The 20871-nt window shown below is 69.5% G+C and carries 12 protein-coding genes; 2 read left to right on the top strand and 10 right to left on the bottom strand.

The features are described from left to right. Nucleotides 1-370 precede the first annotated feature (370 nt). The 10 genes from A3A5_RS0100530 to A3A5_RS0100485 all read right to left on the bottom strand — a co-directional run bounded on the left by A3A5_RS0100530 (nucleotide 371) and on the right by A3A5_RS0100485 (nucleotide 18516). Complete coding sequence (locus A3A5_RS0100530; RefSeq protein ID WP_018308708.1) at nucleotides 371-2806, bottom strand: CHASE2 domain-containing protein; 2436 nt, start codon at nucleotides 2804-2806, stop codon at nucleotides 371-373. Continuing rightward, the gene (locus A3A5_RS0100525) at nucleotides 2781-4472 is read right to left on the bottom strand and encodes a FecR domain-containing protein (RefSeq protein ID WP_018308707.1); all 1692 of its coding nucleotides are present in this window, start codon (nucleotides 4470-4472) and stop codon (nucleotides 2781-2783) included. Before A3A5_RS0100525 ends, A3A5_RS0100530 begins: the two co-directional genes overlap by 26 nt. Next, a complete protein-coding gene (locus A3A5_RS0100520; RefSeq protein WP_018308706.1) occupies nucleotides 4465-5193 on the bottom strand; it encodes a response regulator transcription factor in 729 nt (242 codons plus the stop codon). Before A3A5_RS0100520 ends, A3A5_RS0100525 begins: the two co-directional genes overlap by 8 nt. A 310-nt stretch (nucleotides 5194-5503) precedes the next feature. Then, nucleotides 5504-6874, bottom strand: a complete 1371-nt coding sequence (gene pelG / locus A3A5_RS0100515; protein WP_018308705.1) for an exopolysaccharide Pel transporter PelG — start codon at nucleotides 6872-6874, stop codon at nucleotides 5504-5506. Between the two features lie 2 nt (nucleotides 6875-6876). Further along, entirely contained in the window at nucleotides 6877-8475 is a 1599-nt protein-coding gene (pelF, locus tag A3A5_RS0100510) for a GT4 family glycosyltransferase PelF (protein ID WP_018308704.1), read from the bottom strand. Then, nucleotides 8472-9458, bottom strand: coding sequence for a lipopolysaccharide assembly protein LapB (locus A3A5_RS0100505; protein WP_018308703.1), 987 nt, complete (start codon nucleotides 9456-9458; stop codon nucleotides 8472-8474). Before A3A5_RS0100505 ends, pelF begins: the two co-directional genes overlap by 4 nt. Beyond that, nucleotides 9451-10890: a PelD GGDEF domain-containing protein gene (locus A3A5_RS0100500; protein ID WP_018308702.1), complete on the bottom strand. Its 1440-nt coding sequence runs from the start codon at nucleotides 10888-10890 to the stop codon at nucleotides 9451-9453. The genes A3A5_RS0100505 and A3A5_RS0100500 overlap by 8 nt, the downstream gene beginning before the upstream one ends. A gap of 63 nt (nucleotides 10891-10953) precedes the next feature. After that, a complete protein-coding gene (locus A3A5_RS0100495; protein WP_026200318.1) occupies nucleotides 10954-11520 on the bottom strand; it encodes a hypothetical protein in 567 nt (188 codons plus the stop codon). A gap of 59 nt (nucleotides 11521-11579) precedes the next feature. Next, nucleotides 11580-15674, bottom strand: coding sequence for a tetratricopeptide repeat protein (locus A3A5_RS0100490; protein WP_018308700.1), 4095 nt, complete (start codon nucleotides 15672-15674; stop codon nucleotides 11580-11582). Next, entirely contained in the window at nucleotides 15637-18516 is a 2880-nt protein-coding gene (locus A3A5_RS0100485) for a bifunctional glycoside hydrolase 114/ polysaccharide deacetylase family protein (RefSeq protein WP_018308699.1), read from the bottom strand. The genes A3A5_RS0100490 and A3A5_RS0100485 overlap by 38 nt, the downstream gene beginning before the upstream one ends. Nucleotides 18517-19553: 1037 nt before the next feature. Between A3A5_RS0100485 and A3A5_RS0100480 the strand changes: the two genes are divergently transcribed. Both A3A5_RS0100480 and hpnD read left to right on the top strand, forming a co-directional pair. Continuing rightward, on the top strand, nucleotides 19554-19757 hold the full coding sequence (locus A3A5_RS0100480) for a cold-shock protein (RefSeq protein ID WP_010810931.1): 204 nt from the start codon (nucleotides 19554-19556) through the stop codon (nucleotides 19755-19757). Between the two features lie 226 nt (nucleotides 19758-19983). Then, entirely contained in the window at nucleotides 19984-20850 is an 867-nt protein-coding gene (gene hpnD, locus A3A5_RS0100475; RefSeq protein ID WP_018308698.1) for a presqualene diphosphate synthase HpnD, read from the top strand. The last annotated feature ends 21 nt before the right edge of the window (nucleotides 20851-20871 follow it).

The following is a 20871-nucleotide window of genomic DNA, read 5'->3' as shown; positions in this document are numbered from 1 at the left end:
GCAGAGCACCTATTCCCCCCCTGTCGCTGATCGATCGTGATGGACAGGAACCGGATCGGACACTTGGCCAGGCCTACCGGGCCATGCGGTATCTCGCCGTTTCGCTGGCTACGCCGGCGAAACAGCCCACGCTCGCCAAGCACGACACCCAACCGCAGTGCCAAAGCCCAAAATCCATCCCCCCGCCAATCGGCGAAGAACCCCAAAAAAGCCGCCCACGCCAGTTACGGCCATTGGGGGAGCTGGCGTGGGCGCGAAAACCACCGGATGCGGCTCCAGCGGCGATCCGATGCTACGCAAATCCGCCTGCGGCGACTGCCAACAATTGTGTCGGCAGCCGCAACATGCCTAGCGGTAGTTGCCGTCCCGCTCAGGCCACAGGCAATTCGATACGAAATACCGCCCCCGCGCCAAGCGCACTGCGCACGCTGGCCTTGCCGCCATGCCGCTCGGCCACGGCGCGCACCAGCACCAGCCCCAGACCCGTGCCTTCCGGCGCGCCCTGCTGCCCCTCATGCAAGCGCGCGAAAGGCTCGAACAATCGTGCCTGGTCGGCCTCGGCAATCCCCGGCCCGTGGTCCTGCACAGCAACGACAAAGCTGCCCGGCTCACGCGTGAGCGAAACCGTCACGGTCCCCCCTTGCGGGCTGAACTTGATCGCATTGCTGACCAGGTTGGCAATGGCGCGCGCCAGCAGTGCCGGTTCGCCCTTCAGCACCGCGGGCTCGTCCGGCAGGTCGATCTGCAGCGTTACGTCGCGGGCCTTGGCCAGCGCCCAGAGCTGGTCCGTCGCGTCCAGCACCAGGCCACCCAATTCCACGTCCATGAACGCCAGGGTCTTCGACTCCGCGCGCGCGACGCTGATGAAGTCATCGGCCAGCGTCATCGTGCGGCGTGCGTGGGCGGCGATGCGGGCCAGCACGCCGCTGTCCGTGGCAATATCGCCGGCGGCTGCGCCATCGCGCCGCGCGCGGCGCTCATGCAGCTCGATCAAGGCCAGGATCGACGCCTGCGGCGAGCGCATGTCATGCGACAGGAAGCGCAGCATCTGCTCGCGCTGGCGCTCGGCGACGCGGATCGCGGTGATGTCGATCACGCTGACGATCAGGCCGGCCACGGCGCCGGCCTCGGCATGCAGCGGCGCGCCATGCAGCAGGTAGCGACGGTCGCCGCGCCCGGCCACCTCGATGCCGCCGTGGGGGACCGGGGCCGGGGCGATGCGGGCATCGGCGTAGCGGTCATGCAGCGACTGCCAGTACGCCAGGGCCGGTGCCGGCGCGGGAAAGATTGCCTCGATCAGTGCGCGGATGGCGGCCCGCGGCGGGCCAGCCTCGCCCGGCGCGCGCGCGGGCTCGCCGTCCAGCACGGCGGGCGCCAGCGCCACGCAGCGCCGGTTGGCCAGCATCACGCCGCCATCCAGGTCGCAGATCGCGGTGGCATCGGGCAGGCTTTCCAGGCCATCGGACAGGAAGCGGCGCATGCCGCGCAGCTGCGCGCTCATGCCGTAGACGGCGCGCATGCGGCTGTCGAGCGTGGCGCCGGTATGGCGTGGCGCGGCAATCAGGCCGGGTTCGCGTTCCAGCCGCGCCAGTTCGTCGGTAAGGAAGCGCAGGGCCGCCTCCTGGCGCAGCCAGCTCCACAGCGGGTAGAACAGCACGCAGCCCAGCGCCGCGGCGGCCGGCGCAAACCACAGCCGCGCCAGCGCCAGCAGCAACAGCGAGCCGCCGAGCAGGCCGGCCAGCAGCAGCCCGGTGGCCACCAGCGCGCCGCGCGGCGGCAGCCGCAGTGCGGCCAGTGCGGCCAGCAGCACCGCCAGCAGCGTGCCCCCGACCTGCCAGGCGCGCGGCACCGCCACGATGGCGTCGCCGTCGGTCAGTGCCTGCACGGTATTGGCCAGGATCTCCACCCCGCTCATGCCGCGGCCATCGCGCGACACCGGCGTCGGCAGCACGTCGCCCATGCCGGTGGCCAGCGCGCCGATCAGCACGGCCTTGCCGGCAAAGATGGCGGGATTGGCGCGGCCGTCCAGCACGTCGCGCGCCGACACGCGGGCAAAGGTGCCGGGCGGGCCGGCATACGGAATGCGCAGGCGGCCGCTGCGCTCCCAGCCGTTGGCTTCGGTGATCCGGGCCGGCTCCTGGCGCGCGATGCCGGGCGGCTCGCCGGCGCGCCCGAACGCCGCCATCACCACGGCCAGGTGCGGCACGCCGGCGGCGGCGACCGGATGCGGCCCCTCGCTCAGATAGACCTGGCGTGCCACGCCATCGGTATCGACCACCATGTTGATATGCCCCACCGCGGCGCCCAGCCCGGCCAGCGGGTAGCGCACCAGCATGCCGGCAGGGCCGGATTCGGCCACCACCGGCAGCACCACGTTGCCGGCCTGGGCCAGGCTGCGGGCCAGCACGGCGTCGTCTTGCGGATAGCGGGTGTCGCGCTCGGACAGGATCACGTCCACGCCGATCACGCGCGGCCGGCCGACAGCGATGCGCTCGACCAGCTGCGCCAGCACCGCGCGGCGCCACGGCCAGCGGCCGATGGCGGTGATGCTGGCGTCATCGATGCCGACGATGACGATGTCGTCGCGGGCCGGATGGTGCTGGGCGCTGATGGCGATGTCGTAGGCGGCCAGGTCGGCGCGCTCGGCCCAGCCCTGGCGCGCGGCCAGCACCACCAGGGCCAGCACGGCCACAAGCAGCAGGCACCATTCGATCCGCGTGCGCCGCCCGAAAGCCCGCCCGCCTGCCCGCCCGGCCGCGGCCGGTGCCGGGCCTGGCGCGTCAGTTGAGCCGGACGCGGCCACCACCGTCCGGCCGGCCGCCCGACCCGATTGCGCCGCCCTGCGAGTCGCGCAAGAAGGCAGAGACTTCGATGCGCTGTGGCGCGGAGAACGCCGCCGGATCCGGCGTCACCCCCGGCGCCGCGCGTGCCACGCGGATGAAATAGACGCCGGGCGCGGGGCGCGGCAGGTCGATGGCATTGGTGGTGGTGTGCGCGTCGGCCAGCAGCGTGGCAAAGCCGGCATCGGCCGACACCTGGACCCGGTAGCCCGCGCCGGCGCCGCTACCCTCGGGCCAGCCGATATGCAGCGCGCCGCCGTCGTCCTGCAGGGTCGGCACGGGCGGCTTGGGCTCGACGCTGAACGGAACCGCATCCGACCACGGGCCCGGCTGGCCCGCCGCATCGACGCTGCGCACGCGCCACCACCAGCGGCCCGGCACCAGCGCTTGCGCGGCGGCAGGCCCGGAGGCCGCCTGCACCACGGCGTCGCGCGTAAAGGCGGGATCGGCGGCCAGCGCCAGTTCGTAGCGCGCCGCGCCCGGCACGGCGGCCCATTCGAAGGCGACGGCGTCGGCATAGCGCACCGCATCCGCGGCCGGCTGCTGCGTGAACGGCGCCGGCGGGTTCAGCCGCACCACCACCGGCGCCTGCGCGCCGTGCCCGGTCAGCTGGTGCTTGTCGATGGCGCTGACGCTCAGGTACAGCGTGCCCTCGGGCAGCCCGTCTACACGGGCGGTCGTGGCATTGGCGCCACTGACGATGCCGGTCCAGGCCAGTTCGCTCAGCGCCGCATCGCGCGCCACCAACACGCGGTAGGCGGTGGCGCCCGGCACCGGCTGCCAGGCGGCCTCGAAGGACGGGCCCAGCACGGTATCGGCCGGGGGCAACAGGGCCGGCGCCGGCAGCAGCGCCACCGGCTGCGACAGCTTGCCGCCGGCCGACACGCCGATGCCATAGCCGGCACCGACCGATGCCGCCGCGGTCATGGCGCGCTCCGCTGCCGGCCGGGCGCGGGCGCCCCGCGCCGCGCTGACGCCGACGCGCCCTTCCAGCACCTCGCTGCGGCTTCCCGCGGTGTCGGCCGAGACCCGGTAGCGGGTGCCGCGCACGCCGGTCACCATCATCGGCGTATGCAGCTCGAAGCGCCCGACGCCGCCGCCCTGCGGCGCCACGCGCGTATCGGCGGCACCCTTGTCGATGCGGATCACGGTGTCGGTCAGGCCGCTGCGCGCAAACGTGCGCAGCCGGCTGACCGAGAGCGTGGTGGCCGGCGGCACCGTGACGCGGCTGCGGTCCGGCAGCTCCAGCGTGACCGAGCCGCCCGCGGGGGTCTCGATGCGCGCGGCTTCGTCCAGCGTCATGCCGGCCTGCACCGGCCGGCCATTGGCGCGGACCTCGCCGGCCACATGGACCACGCGCGCCGAGGCGGCCTGTTCGGGAATCTGGCTGAGCGGGATGCGCAGGCGCGAGCCGGGCACCAGCCGGTACGGATCAGCCACGCCGTTCAGGCGCTGCAGCGTGCGCCAGCCTTCCTCGGACGCCATGTAGCGCGAGGCCAGGCCGATCAGCGTATCGCCCGGCTCCACCAGGTAGATAAAATCGGCGCCTTCCGCGCCCGCGGGCCCGGCCTGCGCCGGAGCCGCCACGCCGGCCAGCAGGGCCAGCGCGACACCAGCCATCAGCTTACGCATCCGCCCCGGCCTCATCCGCCTCCGCGTCAGCCGCGGAAGCCTCTTCAAAGCGATAGCCATGCGAATACACGGAGGTCAACCGCACGCCGTTCTCGGGGCGCAGCGCCAGCTTGAGGCGCAGCCGCGAGATATGCGTATCCAGCGTGCGCGAGCCCGCCCCCATGGCGCGGCCCCAGACGGCCTGCTCCATCACCTCGCGCGCCAGCAGGCGCCCGGTATTGCGGAACAGGAACAGGGCCAGCTCATATTCGCGCGGGGACAGCAGCGCCGGCTCGCCGCCGACGGTGATGGTGCGCGCGTGGGTATCGACAGCATAGTTGCCGCGCCGGATCAGCTCCACTTCCTGCGCGGCCTCAGGGTAGGCGCGGCGCAGCAGCGAGCGCACGCGCGCGACCAGCTCGCCGGCGCGAATGGGCTTGAGCATGTAGTCGTCGGCGCCCACCGTCAGGCCGTCGACGATATCGGATTCGGCGGTGCGGCTGGTGACGAACAGGATCGGCGGCATATTGCCGGACTTCTGCCGCACCCAGCTGACCAGCTCGTAGCCGCTGGTGCCTGGCAGCTGCCAGTCGACCAGCAACAGGTCATAGGCGCGCTCGCGCAGCGCGCGCAGCAAGTCCGCACCGTTGGCGAAGGACTCGCATTCGAAGCCGGCTTCGCTCAATATCTGCCGGATCAGTTCGGCCTGATCCGGATCATCCTCCACGGAGGCAATTCGCATACCTCTACATCCTTCTGCCAGCTTCCGACTGCAACTGCGGTCTCTGCCACGGCATGTCGACGGCTCGGCCGGCAAGTCATTCCTCATATTCACCCCCCAGGGGGCGCGGCCGTCGATCTGATCCGACGGGCCAGGCCGAAGCCCGCCGGCTGCTGCCATGTTACCCAATCACGGGCCCTTTCGTCGAGATGCCCCGACGAGGGGTGGCGGCAGCAACTGCGCCGATCCCTCCGCGATCGTCTTTCGATCTGCATCATCCTTGCCGCCATCGCGCCGCCCGGGGAGCCGGTCGATGCGGAGCCGGCAGGGCCTATTGCAGCATGTAGGTCTCATACTCCAGCCGGTCCAGCTTGCGGTCCAGCAGGTATAGCGCCAGCGCCACCACCACCAGCAGCGACACCGCAAAGCCATAGCCGTACCAGGCCGGCCCCAGGTGCAGGGTCAGCAGCGTCAGCGCGAAGTTCAGCACCACGAAGGTCGCGGTCAGCAGCAGCACCTCGCGGCGGCGGTCCAGGTAGAAATAGATATTGAGCACCCCCAGCAGCACCACCTGCAGGCTGGCGCCGATCACGTCCACGTACAGCAGCGGCAGGTACAACTCGGAAATGCCCAGCAGCCGCAGCACCCACACGCCCACCGCGAACAGCAGCAGCGCGGCGATGGCCTGCACCTTGACGATCTCGTACAAACCCAGCCGGATGGTCTGAACCATGGTGTTGCGCATGTCCTCGATATGCTCGAGCGAGCTGCCGCCGCGCACCGCGTCGTAGAACGCGTCGTAGTACTCGACGAAATCGGTCTCGATGCGCACCAGGAACACCGCCATGCCGGGGATGATCGCCAGGTAGGCCAGGAACACCGGGATGTCGTAGATGATCGACGCATGCAGCGGCCCGATCACCTGCTGCCCGGTGGAGGGCGCGTACCAGAACATGAACTTGTCGATCCAGATGCCCAGGTTGTACAGCAGGCCGATCGCGACCAGGCTGGGGTAGGCATAGCGGCGCTGGAACACCTCGAACGACATGAACTGGCGGCTGGTGTAGTTGCGGTAGATCAGCGTCACCATGCCGGTCAGCAGGCACAGCTGGCCGGCGGCGAAACCGCCCAGCAGCCCTTCCAGCCCGTGGCCGCGCAGCGCCAGCGCGGCCCCGACCGAGATCGCGTAGCCCAGCAGGAAAGTCCACACGATGGCCTTGTACTGCTTCATGCTCGACAGGAAGATCGCGGCAATCCAGATATTGCTCAGCACCACGAATCCCGCCACCATCAGCAGCCGGTACAGCACTGACTGCTCGCCGAAGCTGAACACCGCGCACGCCACGCCGATGCCGCCCGACAGCACCGTCGCCAGCATTGCCACCGCGTGGTAGTTGCTCAGGATCAGGTGGTCGCGCTTCTCGAACAGCCGGTCTGAGGTGAAGCGCGTGAACGCCAGCTGCAGCGGCCCGGTCAGGATCAAGCTGCCGGCGATCAGGTAGGTCACCGACACCTGGAACTGCGTGATGAGCGAGCCCGGCACCACGAAGGGCAGGCTCATCATGCCGATCAGCAGGATGCCGACGATCGACAGGATCCACGGCCCGGAGCTGATGATGCCGGCATACGCGTAGGCGCTCAGCATGCCGGACAGGTTGTCCCGGCGCAGCATCTTGCGCAGCTCGAATCCAATGCCAGCCATGCTCAGGCTCCTCCGTGGACCGGGCAGCGCGCGGGGTTGCCGCCGCCCTGCCGCCCATGTCCGCCATGCCCGGCGCCGTCTGGCTGCGCCATCAGCCGTTGATACAGTTCGCGGTAGCTGCCCACCATGCGGTCCTGGGTGTAGTAGCGCTCCACGCGCGCCACGCCGGCGGCCTGCGCCGCCTGCCAGCGCGCCGGGTCCTGCAGCAGCCCCAACGCCGCCGCGGCCAGTGCCGCGGGGTCGGCAATGCGCACCACCTCGCCGGCCGAGCCCAGCGCGGCATCCTCGCCGGGCAGGCCGAACAGCAGTTCGCGGCACGAGCCCACGTCGGTGGTCACGCACGGCACGCCGGCGGCAAAGCCTTCCAGCACCACCAGCGGCAGCGCCTCGCTGATCGAGCTCAGCACCAGCACGCCCACCTGCGGCAGCAGCGCGTCAATGCGCTGGAAGCCCAGGAACTTCACCTTCTGGCCCAGGCCCAGGCTTTCGGCCAGGCTGCGGCATTCGCGCGCGTAGTCGGGATCCTCGTCTTCCGGGCCGGCGATCCAGCCTTCGGCATCGGGGTACTCGCGCACCACCGTCAGCATGGCGCGGATAAAGGTCTTGACGTCCTTGATCGGCACCACCCGGCCGATCAGGCACAGCACCGGCGGGACGCCCGGCTTGCGGCGGGCGCGCAGCGGCGCCAGCCGCGGCAGGTCGATGCCGTTGGGGATGCTGCGCGTGCGCGCCTCAGGGGCGCCGTCCTGCACCTGGCGGCGGCGGTTGCCCTCATACAGCGCGACGATGTCGTCGCCCGCGTCGTAGCAGACCCGGCCGATGGTCTCGAAGAAGCGCACCCACAGTTCGCGGAAGTAGCTGATCTGGGAGATGTCGCGCTCGAACACATTGCGGTTGTCGCGGATCCACTGGCTCTGGAACAGGTCGATCTTGCGTTCCTTGGTGTAGATGCCGTGTTCCGACACCAGCAGCGGGCGCTGGTTGCGGTGGCGCAGCAGCGCCCCGAGAAAGCCCGCATAGCCAGTGGAAACCGTGTGGTAGACGCGCGCCGGGATCAGGTTGTCGGCAATGCGCACCAGCTGCCACAGCGGCTTGTGCATGATGCGCACGGTCCAGAAATAGTCCGTGAACGACGGGTCCGTGCAGAAGCGCCGGTATTGCTCGGTGATGGTCTGCCAGGCGCGGCGGCTGTACAGGAAGGCGTCTTCGCCCAGCGCCCCGCCCTCGCGCAGCGCCGGCATCAGCTCGCGGATCATGGCGCCGGCCTCGGCCTCGCGGCCCGGGTCGCGCAGCAGCTCGTGCAGGCGGTCCGAGGCGTCGAACGCCCTGGCATCGCCAGTGCTGCCCTGGACCAGCGGCGGCGGCGGAAAGTCGTACAGGTAGTGCGTTTCCAGGTGCACCACGTTGGGCGGCAGCTGGTAGGCCATGTCGCCATAGTCCTCGCGCCGGCTGCCGATAAAGACGATGCCGAAGCGCAGGTCCGGGAATGCGCGGATCATCTGGTTGACCCAGCTCGACACCCCTCCGCTCACATACGGGAAGGTGCCTTCGAGCAGCAACATGACGTCGGCCGACGTCTCTTTTACCAGGATCTCGCTCATGATTGCCAGTACCGCAGCAGGGGCCGCACCAGCGGGAGCGGCGAGGGGCTGTCAAACGATGCCATCAGCTGGCGCACCGCGGCGTAGTCGCGTTCCAGGTAGGCGGCTTCGGCCAGGTGCGGCAGCACGCGTTCGCGCGCGAAGCCGAGTGATTCGGCGCGCTGCAGCCAATCACGCGCCTCGCGTGGGGCATTGCGCGCCAGTGCCAGGCGGCCGCGCATGTACCACAGCGAGGCATTGCTGTCGTCATGCGCCAGCGCCGCGCTGGCGTAGCGCTCGACCTGGCTGGCGGTGTAGCGGTAGACGTCGCCCTGCACCAGGTTCTGGTAGATCAGTTCCCAGTACAGGTCAGCCAGCCGCTTGCTGATCTCGGCGCGCTCGCTGGCGCTGTTGGCGTTCTCCAGGCGCGGCAGTTCGGCCAGGATCTGCTGGGTCAGCTGCTTCTCGGCGCCGTCCAGCATGCCGTAGGCCAGCAGGCGCACGTCGTCGGCACTGTCGGCCAGCAGCTCGCGCAGCACCGGGCTGGCGGTGCGCGCCGGCATCGACTGCATCGCCACCAGCGCGGTCATGCGCTCGGGCAGGGGCGCGCGCGCGTTGCCCAGCTGCGCACGCAGGCGCGCGCCGCCGCCGTGCGTGACGCGCGACATCAGGTGCGTGACGAACTCGGGCAAGCCCACGGTGCCAATGCCGCTGGTGTCCACGCGCCGCGGGAACAGCTTCGAAAACAGGTAGCTGCCCAGGCACACCAGCGCGCCGCCAAGCGGCACGAAGAAGCAGAACAGCGCGAGAAAGCCATAGCTCCACGCGAACGGCATACGAAAGCGCCGCGGCAGCAGGCGCCACAGCAGCAGCGCCGTCAGCGCGGCAGCCACCGCCTGCATGCCGAAGAAGGCCAGCAGCAGCGCGGTGCTGTTGCCGGCGCGCGCCAGCAGCGCCAGTGCGGCGATCTGGGCGGCGAGCCCGCTGGCGCCGAGCTTAAACATGGGGCGCTTCCCCGGCCGGCAGCGTGGCGGGCGCGATCGCGCCATCCACCTGGGCCCGGCGCAGCAGCTTGACCAGCGCGTCTTCCGAGCCGGCGCCGGGCACCGCCAGCGTATAGACGCCGATGCCCGCACTGGTGAAGTCGGTACCGAACTGCGCGCGCAGCATGTCTTCGATGCGCACCAGGTAGGCCGCAACCGCCTGCGCATCGGACAGCGGCATCAGCGTCAGCATGGCGCGGTGATGGGCGTTGACCACCGGCCACGCCACATCCAGCGCGCGCCGGCTGCGCACCACCTGCTCGAACAGCGCATCGCGCTCCGGATCGGTGTCGAACACGAGCGCCACCACTGAGCTGTCGATGCCGGTCTCGCGCCGCAGCCGCGACAGCCGCGCATAGTCCAGCGCAAACGGATACGGGCAGGCCGGCAGCGCCGCCTGGATGGTGCGGGTGGCGCCGGCGTGCTCCACGCCGTCGGCGTAGTAGCCCAGCAGCACCATCAGCATCTGCAGGTTCTCGTAGGTCAGCGACAGGAACGGCATGCGCTCGACCACCAGCAGGCCGATCAGGTGGTCGGAGCCGGCCAGCACCGGCGCGACCGCCACGTAGCGCGTCTGCGCGCCATGCTGCAGGCCGTCGGCGCGCAGGTGCGCCAGCTGGCGCGTGTCCAGGCAGTGGCGCACCAGCGGGTCGGCAGTGTCGAGCGTGAATTCCGGGCCGACGCTGGCGACCGGGGCACCGTCCACGCGCTCGCCATCGCAGGCATAGAGCGCGGCTGCCTCAAGCTGGCAGGCCTGCGCCACCACCTGCAGCATCGGCTGCGCGCCGGCCAGCACCTGGCCGGTGCGCGCGGCCTCGTCCAGCGCCACGCTGCGCAATTGCGACAGCGTGTCGCGCAGCGTGGTGGGCCGCGCCAGCAGGTCGTTTTCCAGCCGCGCATGCGAGATGCGCAGCAGGTAGTGGTTCTTGGTCAGTGCCGCCAGGCGTTCGTCAAGGTAGCGGTTCACGGCGCGGGCGCGCGCCAGGCGCGTGCCCCAGATATCGCCGAACTGCCCGGCCACCAGCACCAGCAGCAGCCCGCCGAGGAAGAACAGGCGCGGGAAGGGCCCTGCCATCACGCCGGTCTGCTGGTAGAAGTACCAGCCGCCCAGCAGCATCAGCACGCTGCCCACGCCGATCAGCGTGCCGTAGCGCAGCGCCAGGATCACCGGCAGCAGCCAGGCCCACGGAAAGCCCATGCCGAGCAGCAGCGGGTTCTGCGGCAGCACCAGCCACGCCAGCCCCATTGCCGCCAGCATGGCCACCACCAGCTCCACCACGGCCGCGCGCCCGCTGACCGCCGGCGCCAGCAGGCGCGCATAGCGCCCACCCAGGCCGATGCCCTGTCCTTGCCGCGCGCGATATGTCTTGTCAGCCGTATTGGCCACGCTCATCCCCTTGCTTCAACCATTCCATCGCCGCATCGGTGTGCAGCCTCTTCCTGATGGCCAGTCGCCTCAGCCCTGCATCAGCGGCGCCAGCAGGCGGCGCAGCAGCTTCTGCGCGGTGCCTGACAGCGACGCTCGGCTCCAGCCGCTGTCGCTGCCGGTGGCCGACCACACCACTTCACCGCTGTTCACGTCCAGCAGCTGCAGCGAGATGCCGACCGCGGGCTCGCCGTCCACGCCCACCTTGTAGCGCCATTCCTGCACCGCACCAGTCAGCGCGTAGCGGGCCTTCTCGGCACGCGCCCATTCCAGCGCCTTGCCCACGGCTTCACGCTCGGCCGGCTCGAACAGCGTTTCCGGGTTCAGGCTGGCCGGATAGCGCTTCAGGCTGGCCACGCCGCCGGTCTTCAGCAGGCTCTCGGCAATGGCCTCGGCGCGCAGGCCGGCCTGCGGCGTCTCGGTGTAGTTCACGATCGGCAGCACCGCGATGGTCTCGCCGCGTGCCAGCGCCGGCGCGCGGCCGACATCCGTCACCGCGCAACCCGCCAGCCACACTGCCGCGCCCAGCGCGCCACACCATGCCGCCAGCCGCCTGGCCACCGTCTTGCCCGTCACTGCCGTGGTTTGCTTGTTCATCTTCATCCCCTTTTCCATGTCCTGTTGTTACCCGATCCCTGCCATCCGCTGCCACCGGCTCAGTACAGCCAGCGATAGCGCATTCCCAGTTCCGTCAGCGGCGTGCCACCGTTGCGCGCCGCGGTCTCATGCGAGATATACAGCGCCAGGTGGTCGTTGCCGAACACCGATCCGGCCACCCCGCCCTGCACGCGGAAGTTCTGCCGCGCGCGCGTGTCGCGCAGCAGCCCCACTTCACCGAACGGCCGCCACTTGCGGGTGTACTCATCCAGCAGCTCAGTGCCGAAGCCGAACAGCACGCCGGCCTGCGTAAAGCCCTGCGGCATGTAGAACGCCGGCGTGGCTTCATCGCCGGCCGGCACCAGCGAAGCCATGCGCGGCGTCAGGCTGCCGCCGTTGGCGCTGTAGTTGGCATGCGTGCCGACCACGCGCACGGTGTAGTCCGGATACGAGGTGCGGATCTTGTAGCCGGCCTCGACGTCATAGACCATGCCATGCCCCAGCGCGCTGCGGTCCTGCCCGCGGAAGCTGCTGTACTCGATGCGCGCGCCGACGAACTCGCGCAAGCCGAAGCGGTAGGTTGCGCCCAGCCCCACGACGTCCTTGGCCCCGCCCACGCGCAGCGGCGCCGATTCATCGGCCGGCTGGTTCAGCCCGGCCAGCGTGCTGAACTGCAGCCGGCCCTGCTGGTTCCACTCGCCGAAGAAGCGCGCGGTCGCCATCGTGTCCAGTCCCTCGCGGTAGCCTGCCGTGGCACGCCAGCGCTTGCTGTTGTCGCGAAAACCGAGCGACAGGTCGGCGCGCCGGTCGGACGACGGCACGTTCACCAGTTGCTGCGGATCGGTGCTGCGCTGGTCGCGCCAGGTGCCGCGCAGGTTCAGGTCGTACCCGTCCCACAGGCGCACGCCGCCCGCGAGGCTGCCTTCGGTATATTCCAGCGGCTTCTGGTGCATGAAGCTCACGCGCGGCTCGATCGCCTGGGCGTTGTAGAGCAGCGTCTCCTGCAAGGTGTCCTGCAGCGTGTCGTCGGAACGGGCCCGCTCCTGGGTCTCGAAGGCCAGCGTCTGCGCGGCGCTGATGCGGTCCAGTTGCTGGTTGGCCTCGATCTGGTTGGCCACCGGCACGCGGCCGGCCTGGCGTTCCAGGATGCGGTCCAGGCTGTTCATGTCCTGCTGGTCCAGCGCAACCGCCACCTCGGCATACGCCGGGCGCTGCAGCCGGTTGACATACTGTCGGGCCAGCCAGCCGCGCGCCAGTTCGTTGGATTCCGCCGACATCGCCCACGCCAGCGCGGCATCGCGCCCGGCCGCTGACAGCGCCGCCTCGCGCCGGGCCGCATTGCGCATGATCTCCGCGGGCGCGGGCGCAGCTGCAGCCTCATGCAGCGGCGGCAGCCCAGCCACCTCGCCCAACTGCGACGGCGCGCCCGCCATCGGCGGCACCAGTTCGCGCGCAGCCGTGGAAGCGCGGTCCGCGCGCAGCATCTGGATCACCAGCGCGCGCGAGACATCGCCCGAGGCAAAGATCTGCCCCAGCGCCACGGTCTGCCGGCACAGGTCCGCGCGCGAAGGCGCGCCGGATTCGTTCTCATACTCCTCGTCGCCATCGGTGTTGTCGGGCCGCAGCCGGGCATAGCGCACCCCGCCCTGGGACCAGCCGTGGTGCAGGTCGATCCAGGCCTGGCGGCGCACGCGCCAGGCCATGTCGGTCTGGCCGATGGTTTCATAGGCATCGGCCATCAGGCTGAGCCAGAGCGGGTCGGCGCTCTTGCCGTCATTGAGCCTGCGCAGGTAGTGCATGGCCGCGCGTCCGTCCTGGAAGCGCATATGGCCCGCGGCAAAGGCGCCCCACAGGTCGGGGTTGTCTTCCGCGTCGTCCTTCACCCGGCGCATCACCGCGCGCACCTCGGTATCGCTGCCCTGGTCGACCAGCGTCCACAGCAACGCCGCCAGGGTTTCGCTGTCGGCATCGCGCAGGCCAGCGGCGTGGCGCAGGTCGGCCAAGGCCAGGTCGCGCTGGCCGGTCACGCGGTAGTACTCCGCGCGCCGCATCAGGAAGCGGCTCGACTGCGCTGCCGCCTGGCGTTGCCCGGGCGCCATGTCCCGCAGCAGGCGCCCGATACGCGGGTAGGCATGGGCACGCGTGTAGTAGTACAGCGCCAGCTCCAGCGATGCCGGCTTGCCGCTGCGGCGCCAGTCGGCCTCGGCGATGCGCCCGGCGTCGATCGGGGTCTTGTCGTAGTAGGCGATCAGGTTGGAGAAATCCGCCTCCTGCGTGTCGCGGACCTCGTCCAGGCAGTCGTTGCGCGCCGGGCCCGCCGGCATCTGCAGGCAGTGTTCGTCCTGCGTCTGCGCCGCCGCCAGCATCAGCTGGCGATAGCCGTCCTTGAGCAGGTCGTCGCGCTGGTTCAGCCGCGCCAGCTCGGTAAAGGTGCGCCAGTAAAGGATGTCATCCTTCCCGGCCGTGGCACGCGCCGGCAGCATGGCGTCCAGCGCCTGCGCCAGCTTGCCGCGCACATAGAGCAGGTTGGCGAGCTTGAGGGCATAGGCAGGGCGTGGACCAAAGCGCTGCTGCAGCTGCGTATAGATCTGGAACGCGCGCTCGTCCTTGCCGGCGCGCTCGGCCAGCGCGGCGTGGCGTTCCATGATGTCGCGCGCCCTGGGCCCGTGGCTCAGGCCTTCGAGGAAGCGCATGGCCTCTTCCGGCTCGCCCAGGCGTTCGTAGGCGGCCACCACCTCATCCACGGTCTTCAGGTCCGAGCCGCCCGCGCGGTGGCGCAGCGCGGCCAGGTAGGCGCGGTCGTCGGACAGGCCCGGGGCGAGCCGCATCACAGCATCCCACGCGCGCTCGTCGTTGGTGGCGCGGGCATAGTCGAGCCAGCTCTTCAGGGCCACGGCCGGCTGGCGGTTCCATTCGGCCACCTGCGCTAGCCGCTCGCGCCAGATCGTCTCGCCCGGCAGCCGGCGCACCGCGGTCTCGGCCACGCGCTGCGCCTGGTCGAGCTTGCCGGCCGACAGGAACACGCGATAGGCGAGGTCGTAGTCGTCGGCGTTGAACGGCTTGTCGGCCGGCTCGGCCGGAGCTTGCGCGGGCGCAGCAGCTTGCGCCGCAATCCTGCGCGTACCCAGCTGGCCGGAAGCGGCCAGCGCTTCACGCAAGGCCAGGCCGCGCGGCCCGTCGAGGAAGACAAAGCCGCGCCCGGCCCAGGGCTGGCTGGCGGCGATGCGCCGCACTTCGGCATGGCGTGCGGCCAGCGCCATGTCCCCGGCATCGCGCGTGCGCGCCGAGACCTTCAGCAGCCGCTCGACATAGCGGCTGGCCTGCTCCGGCTTGTTGGCCGCCAGCGCCAGCTTCGTCAGGTAGCGCAGCACCTCCGGATCGTCCAGCAGCTTGCCGCCGTGGCGCTCGGCCTGTGCCAGCGCTTCGTCCAACAGGTTGCCTGACTGCAGCGTCTGCACCGCCTTCAGGAACAGCGCGCGCCGCTCGGCCAGCGTGGTGGCGGCCGCCTGCTGCGCGAACAAGGCGTTGGCGGCGTCGCGATAATCGCCGCCCGCGATCGCCATGTCGGCCAGCTGGCGGTTCCAGAAGGCCGCGTTGTTGCGGTCCTGGCTGGCCAGCGCCGCATAGAATTTGCGCATGGCGTCCTGGGCGCCCGCCTGGCTGGACTGCGTGGCCAGCGTTTGCAGGTCGGCCAGCCCCCAGCTGCGCCCGGCAGCCTGGTCCAGCAGGCTGCGCAGCTGCACCAGGTTCTGCTCGCGCTCAGGCGTATCCGGCAGCGCGGCCCAGGCGCGCTGCTGCGCGATCTCGATGCGCGTGCGCAGGATCTGGCCCGACAGGTCGGTGCCCTGCACCGCCTGCATGCGCGCCAGCATGGCCTGCGCCTCTTCCAGCCGGCCGGTGCGCGCGTATTGTTCGGCCAGCACGCCCATGAAACCGGGGTCGTCGGGCGTGACCTTCCACCAGGCTTCCAGGTAGGCCATGGTCAGCCCGTCGATGGTGCGGCCCTGGCCCAGCAGGCGTTCGCGCAGGGTCTCGCGCGGGAACATCAGCGCCAGGCCGATCCCCACCATCGCGGTGAAAGTCAGCACCAGCGCCGGCGGCAGCAGCCGCTCGCGCTCAACCGGCGCAGCGGACTTCGACTTGTTGCCTGGCATGGTTCGGATCAGTGACGGGTGCGGTATCCACGCGCAGCCTGTCGCGCTCGCGGACGGCCTGTACGGGCTTGCCATCGACGCTCACACGGCAACTGCCGGCGTTGGCAAGACGGAAGAATGGCTTGAAGTAGCCGCTGAAGGCGAAGCGCGTGACGCCATCGCGCTGCGACCATTCGCGCACAATGCCGTTGGCTTCGGCCAGCTGCGGCGCGGCCGGGGCAGTGACTGTGTCGCGCACGGCAAAGCGCGCATCGCCGCCATCCAGGTGCAGGTAGACGCCGCCGCCCGGTGCCGGCGAGGTGCCGGTCACGCCGTGCGCCGCGCCCACGTCGGGCATGCCCGCGCCGCTCCAGCGCAGGTTGCGCAGGTTGCCGTCGCCGCGCACGATCCATTCGGCACCGGTGCTGCCCTGCTGGCCGTCGCCCACGTCCCGCGCCACGGCCATGTCCTGCCAGTCGAGCACCTTGCGCACGTAGTCGGTCGAGTGCAGCGGCAGCAGCGGCTGCGCCAGCACATAGTCATAGACCTTGCGCAGCGCCTTCAGCGACGCGGCCTTGGTGCCCGAATAGCTGTGGTAGTAGATATTGACCGGCTTGAAGCGATAAGGCTTGTCGGTCATCTCGTAGGTCTCGATCACGCGCTCGAAGCCGTAGAACGGCCCGTGCCAGAGGTTGGTGTAGACGTTCTCGTTCTGGTTGGGCGCAAACACCTGGAAGGTGCCGCCGGGCTTGTTGATGCCCAGCGGCGCAATCGCGGTCCAGCTGGGATTGCTGCGCGTGATCAGCGTATCGCCGCCATTCATGTTGAGCACGCGCGCCTTGCCGGTCAGCCGCAGCGCCTCGGCCGGCGGCTGGCAGTCGCCTGACCACAGCAGCATGCTGACCGGCTTGCCGGCCGGCGCCAGCGTGCGGTTGATGTAGTCGATGGAGCCGCCGATCTCGCGGTTCAGGTCCATGCTGTAGCCGGGGATGCTCAGGTGGAAGGCTTCGTCGCCCTCGACCACGGCGGCCGCGCTGGATTGCGCTGCCTGCCCTGGCTGTGGCGGCACCGTGCGCGACCATTCGAACGGATGCGAGAAGGTATGGCTGGCCACCTCGACATAGGGCTGCGCGAAGATCTTGCGCGCGATCGGCTCAAGCTCGGCGCTGAGCCTGGGGTACATGCCGTCCTTGCTGACTTCGCCCTGGATCACCGACATCGTCATCGGCAGCCGGTAGCGGTCGAAGATCTCGCGGAACAGCACCTCGCCGGAGAAGCCGCCACCGGGAATCTCGGCGCGCGAGGCAAAGCCGTCGCCGTCGATATGGATGGTCAGCAGGCGCCGGCCGTTCTCGGTGGTGACGTCGGGCACGGGCATGGCGGGCAGGCGCAGCGCCTCGCGCAGGAAGTCCAGCGGCTGCACCACCCAGCGGCTCTGGCCGTTGCCGCTCTGGCGCACCGCGTACGGCCCCAGCACATAGCCGCCCCACGGCGTGATCGCGGCGGCGTCATAGGTCAGCGTGCCCGAGCGCAGGCGCAGCAGCGAACGGTAGCCATCGCCGTCCGGCACCTGGATCGCTTCGGCCTGGGTGCGGTCGGGGGCAACCGGCATCTCGAAGCCCATCATCCGGTCCTTGCCCAGCACCTCGACCGGGCCCGACACGCGGCCCTTGACGGCCTTCAGCCCGAAGCTGCGCGCCACCGCACCGCTCACATTGGTGCCGAAGTCGTTGAGGAACACCACCGGCATGCCCTGTGCCATGCGCGCCTGCACCCAGGTATAGAAACGTCCCGGCTGCGCCGTGACATTGCCTGACAGGTACACCACCACGCCGGCGTAGCGGTCCGGCCCGATCTCGGGCAGATCCTCGCTGGTCTCGGCAAAATCCACGCGATAGCCAAGGTAGTTAAGCGGCATCGAGACAAAGCGCACGCCCTCGGAATCATCGATCGACAACCCGGGGCGGCGCTCCTGCACCACCAGCACGCGCCGCGGCAACACCTCGACCTTGCCGATGCCAACCGTCTGCAGCCCGGGATCGGCCACATAGGGCGTGATCCCCAGCGCGCGGATGCGCTGCGCGGTCTCGCGCGCGCAGCGGCGGTCCGCCGGCGGGCAATAGTCGATGGAAATCACCGGCAGCCGGTATTGCTCGCGGATGGTGCGCGCCTGCGCCAGCAGCCAGTCGCGGTCCGCCTGCGGCACGTCGACATAGCGGCCCTGGGCCTGGTTCCAGCCGCGGAACAGCGACTCGAAGGCAACGGCATAGGCCAGGTCATGCACCTGCGGCAGGATCTCGAAGCCGCGGTTGAAGACCAGGCGCGCCTCGGGGTAGCGCGCCTTGATGGCGCGGATCACGCGCACCAGCCCGGCTTCCTGCCGCGCGCGCCCGGCGTCGGTCCTGGCGGCAAGCTGGTAGGAATCGAGGGTATCGAGGAAGAAGCCGCGGAAGCCGCGCTCCCACAGCGGCGCGATCACCTTGTCGACATAGAAGGCCGGCCAGCCGTCTGCTGCCTGGTCGATGACCGTGGCGTTCCAGGCGTCATTGCGCCCGACGAACCAAGCCTTGGGGATGTCCTTGAAATAGGGGCGGCTTTCCAGCACCTCGCCCACGCTGACATAGGCGAACCAGGCGGTGGCCGGCGTCGCCGCCTGGCGCGGGTCGAAGCCGCTGTCGGGCTCGACCACGGCGATATCGAAGGCCTGCAGTGCGTCAACCGGCGGCTTGGCGCCATAGTGCAAGGCGATCGACGGCAAGGATGGCGTCTGCGCCGCGGGCGACGGCGCGGCCGCAGCCGTCGCCGCCCCAAGGGCCAGCGACAGCGCCAGCGCGATGCCTTGCACCCGCTGCGCCACGCGCATCCCCACCCACCCCGATCGGAACGGCATGCGGCCGCCCCGGTTACCTTGTGCTTCCTCCAGCTGCTTCACAGGCTTGCTTCCTCTTGTCTGCGCACGCCGGCAAGTGCCTCACGCACGACATTTCCTGAGGCGGTCGGCACCGCCTTGTGTCCGACTATGAATCTCGGAATCGGAAAAATCCGATGGTATCCGGAAACGAATGCTAGGACAGACGCATGGATCACATTGTCAACAATTGTCCCAATACTGAGACATTGAGCCGGCTCGCGCGTTAACGCGCGCCACCGCGCCGCAGGGCGCACGCCAGCCACGCTGGTACGGGCGTACCGCGAGTGTGCCTCAGCTCAAATGCAAACAACGGAAACAGTCCAGGCCCCGTGCGCGACGGGAGGTGAGGCTGTCCGCAACCGCAATTCCGGACAGCTAGGTTTGAAACGCCATGATGGATTCCCCGTTCCGATCTCTTATGTATAGGCTCGCATACAGTGGGCGCGCTCATGTATGACAGTGCATGACGCGAGCGCGGCCACCGGCGCAACCTTTATGCCCGGCATAATGATATATCGGGGCCGCGCCCGCTTCCCCCGAACGCGGTAGGCATAGGGGCCGTAAGAATTTGTAAAAAGGATGGCACCCCCATGCACCGGGCGACAGCCATTATGCACGGGGGCGTGGCATCGCGCTCGCTGATGGTGCACGCACTACCAAACCCGCCAATAGAAAATCAGGGAATTCACTGAACTGAAGCCGAAGTAGAAAACGCTAATATCTCCTATCGGAACCTCTCATCATGATTAGGCGCTTAGCCTGATTGACACGCCGGGAAAATTCGGCAGAATGATTCCCACTTGTGCAGCGCCCATGCGGTGTGTCTTTTGGTGTTGTCGTTCCGTGACGTTTTCGGTTGTCACGACAGCGACATATCGAAGTCATATGGAATGCGCTGGCGGGGAACATAAAAAGGATCCGCTGGGTGCGTTGCACACGGTGTATAACGAGCGTTTTCGCTCATTTTGAAATTCAAGGTTGAGATAGATATGGAAACCGGTACCGTTAAGTGGTTCAACGACGCCAAGGGCTTCGGCTTCATCACGCCGGATGAAGGCGGCAATGATCTGTTCGCGCACTTCTCCGCCATTGAAGGCAATGGCTTCAAGTCGTTGAAGGAAGGCCAGAAGGTACGCTACGTCAAGGCCATGGGCCAGAAGGGCGAGCAAGCCACCAAGATTCAGGCCCTCTGATACCGGTGGAATCCGGGCCGGTCCGGCGGACCGGCCGGAAGGAAGGCCCCGCAGCTTCGGCGCGGGGCTTTTTTATTGGCGCGCCGGCACCGGGGCCGCGGATGAGGCGGTCTTGCAACAGGTGAAATTGCTATAATCGGCCGACCCACAACCACCCTCCCGCCAGTGGGCGCGCATGATGCTGCGCGGTCAGTGCGGGACAGTATGCAGCGTGTCGAGGAGTTACGTGGCCGGTACTCAAATCGCAACGCAAGACACCCCCGTCGCCGATCATGGCAGCCAGGCGGGCCCGGCGGCCTCGGCCGGAAGTTCCTTCCATGCCGCGCTGCGCATCCTGCCGCCAGCGCAGCGCCAGGCCATGTTCGAGATCTATGCGTTCTGCCGCGCGGTCGACGACATCGCCGACGGCAACGCACCGCACGCCGAGCGTCTTGCCGCCCTGGATGCCTGGCGCCACGACATCGCCGCCTGCTACACCGGCGATCCGCCTCGCGCCCTGCAGCCGCTGACTGCGCAGATCCGGGCCTTCCACCTGCAGCAGCAGGATTTCCTCGCCGTGATCGACGGCATGACCATGGACGTGGTGCAGGACATCCGCGCCCCCGACGCGGCCACCCTTGACCTGTATTGCGATCGCGTCGCCAGCGCTGTCGGCCGGCTGGCGGTGCGCGTGTTCGGCCTGGAAGAAGCGTGCGGCATTGCGCTTGCGCACCACCTGGGCCGCGCGCTGCAGCTGACCAATATCCTGCGCGATATCGACGAAGACGCTGCCATCGGCCGGCTCTACCTGCCGGCGCAGGCGCTGGCCGCGGCCGGCATCGGGGCGGACACGCCCCAGGCCGTGGTGGCCCACCCCGCCGTCGGCCAGGCCTGCGCGGCCGTGGCGCGCGAGGCCCAGTCGCACTACGACCAGGCCTACGCCATCATGGCGCGCTGCCCGTCCCGGCAGGTGCGCTCGCCGCGCATCATGGCCGAGGTCTACCACCGCATCCTGGCGCGGCTGCGCTCGCAGGGCTGGCGCGCGCCGCGCCAGCGCGTGCGCCTGCCGCGCGCCCAATTGCTCTGGATCGTGCTGCGCCACGCCATTGGCTGAGCGCCGCACCCGATGCCTGCC

The sequence above is a fragment of the Cupriavidus sp. UYPR2.512 genome (genome assembly GCF_000379565.1).
Lineage (GTDB): Bacteria > Pseudomonadota > Gammaproteobacteria > Burkholderiales > Burkholderiaceae > Cupriavidus.
Note: the sequence above shows the minus strand (reverse complement) of the source record. Positions and strands in the feature narration are given on the sequence as shown.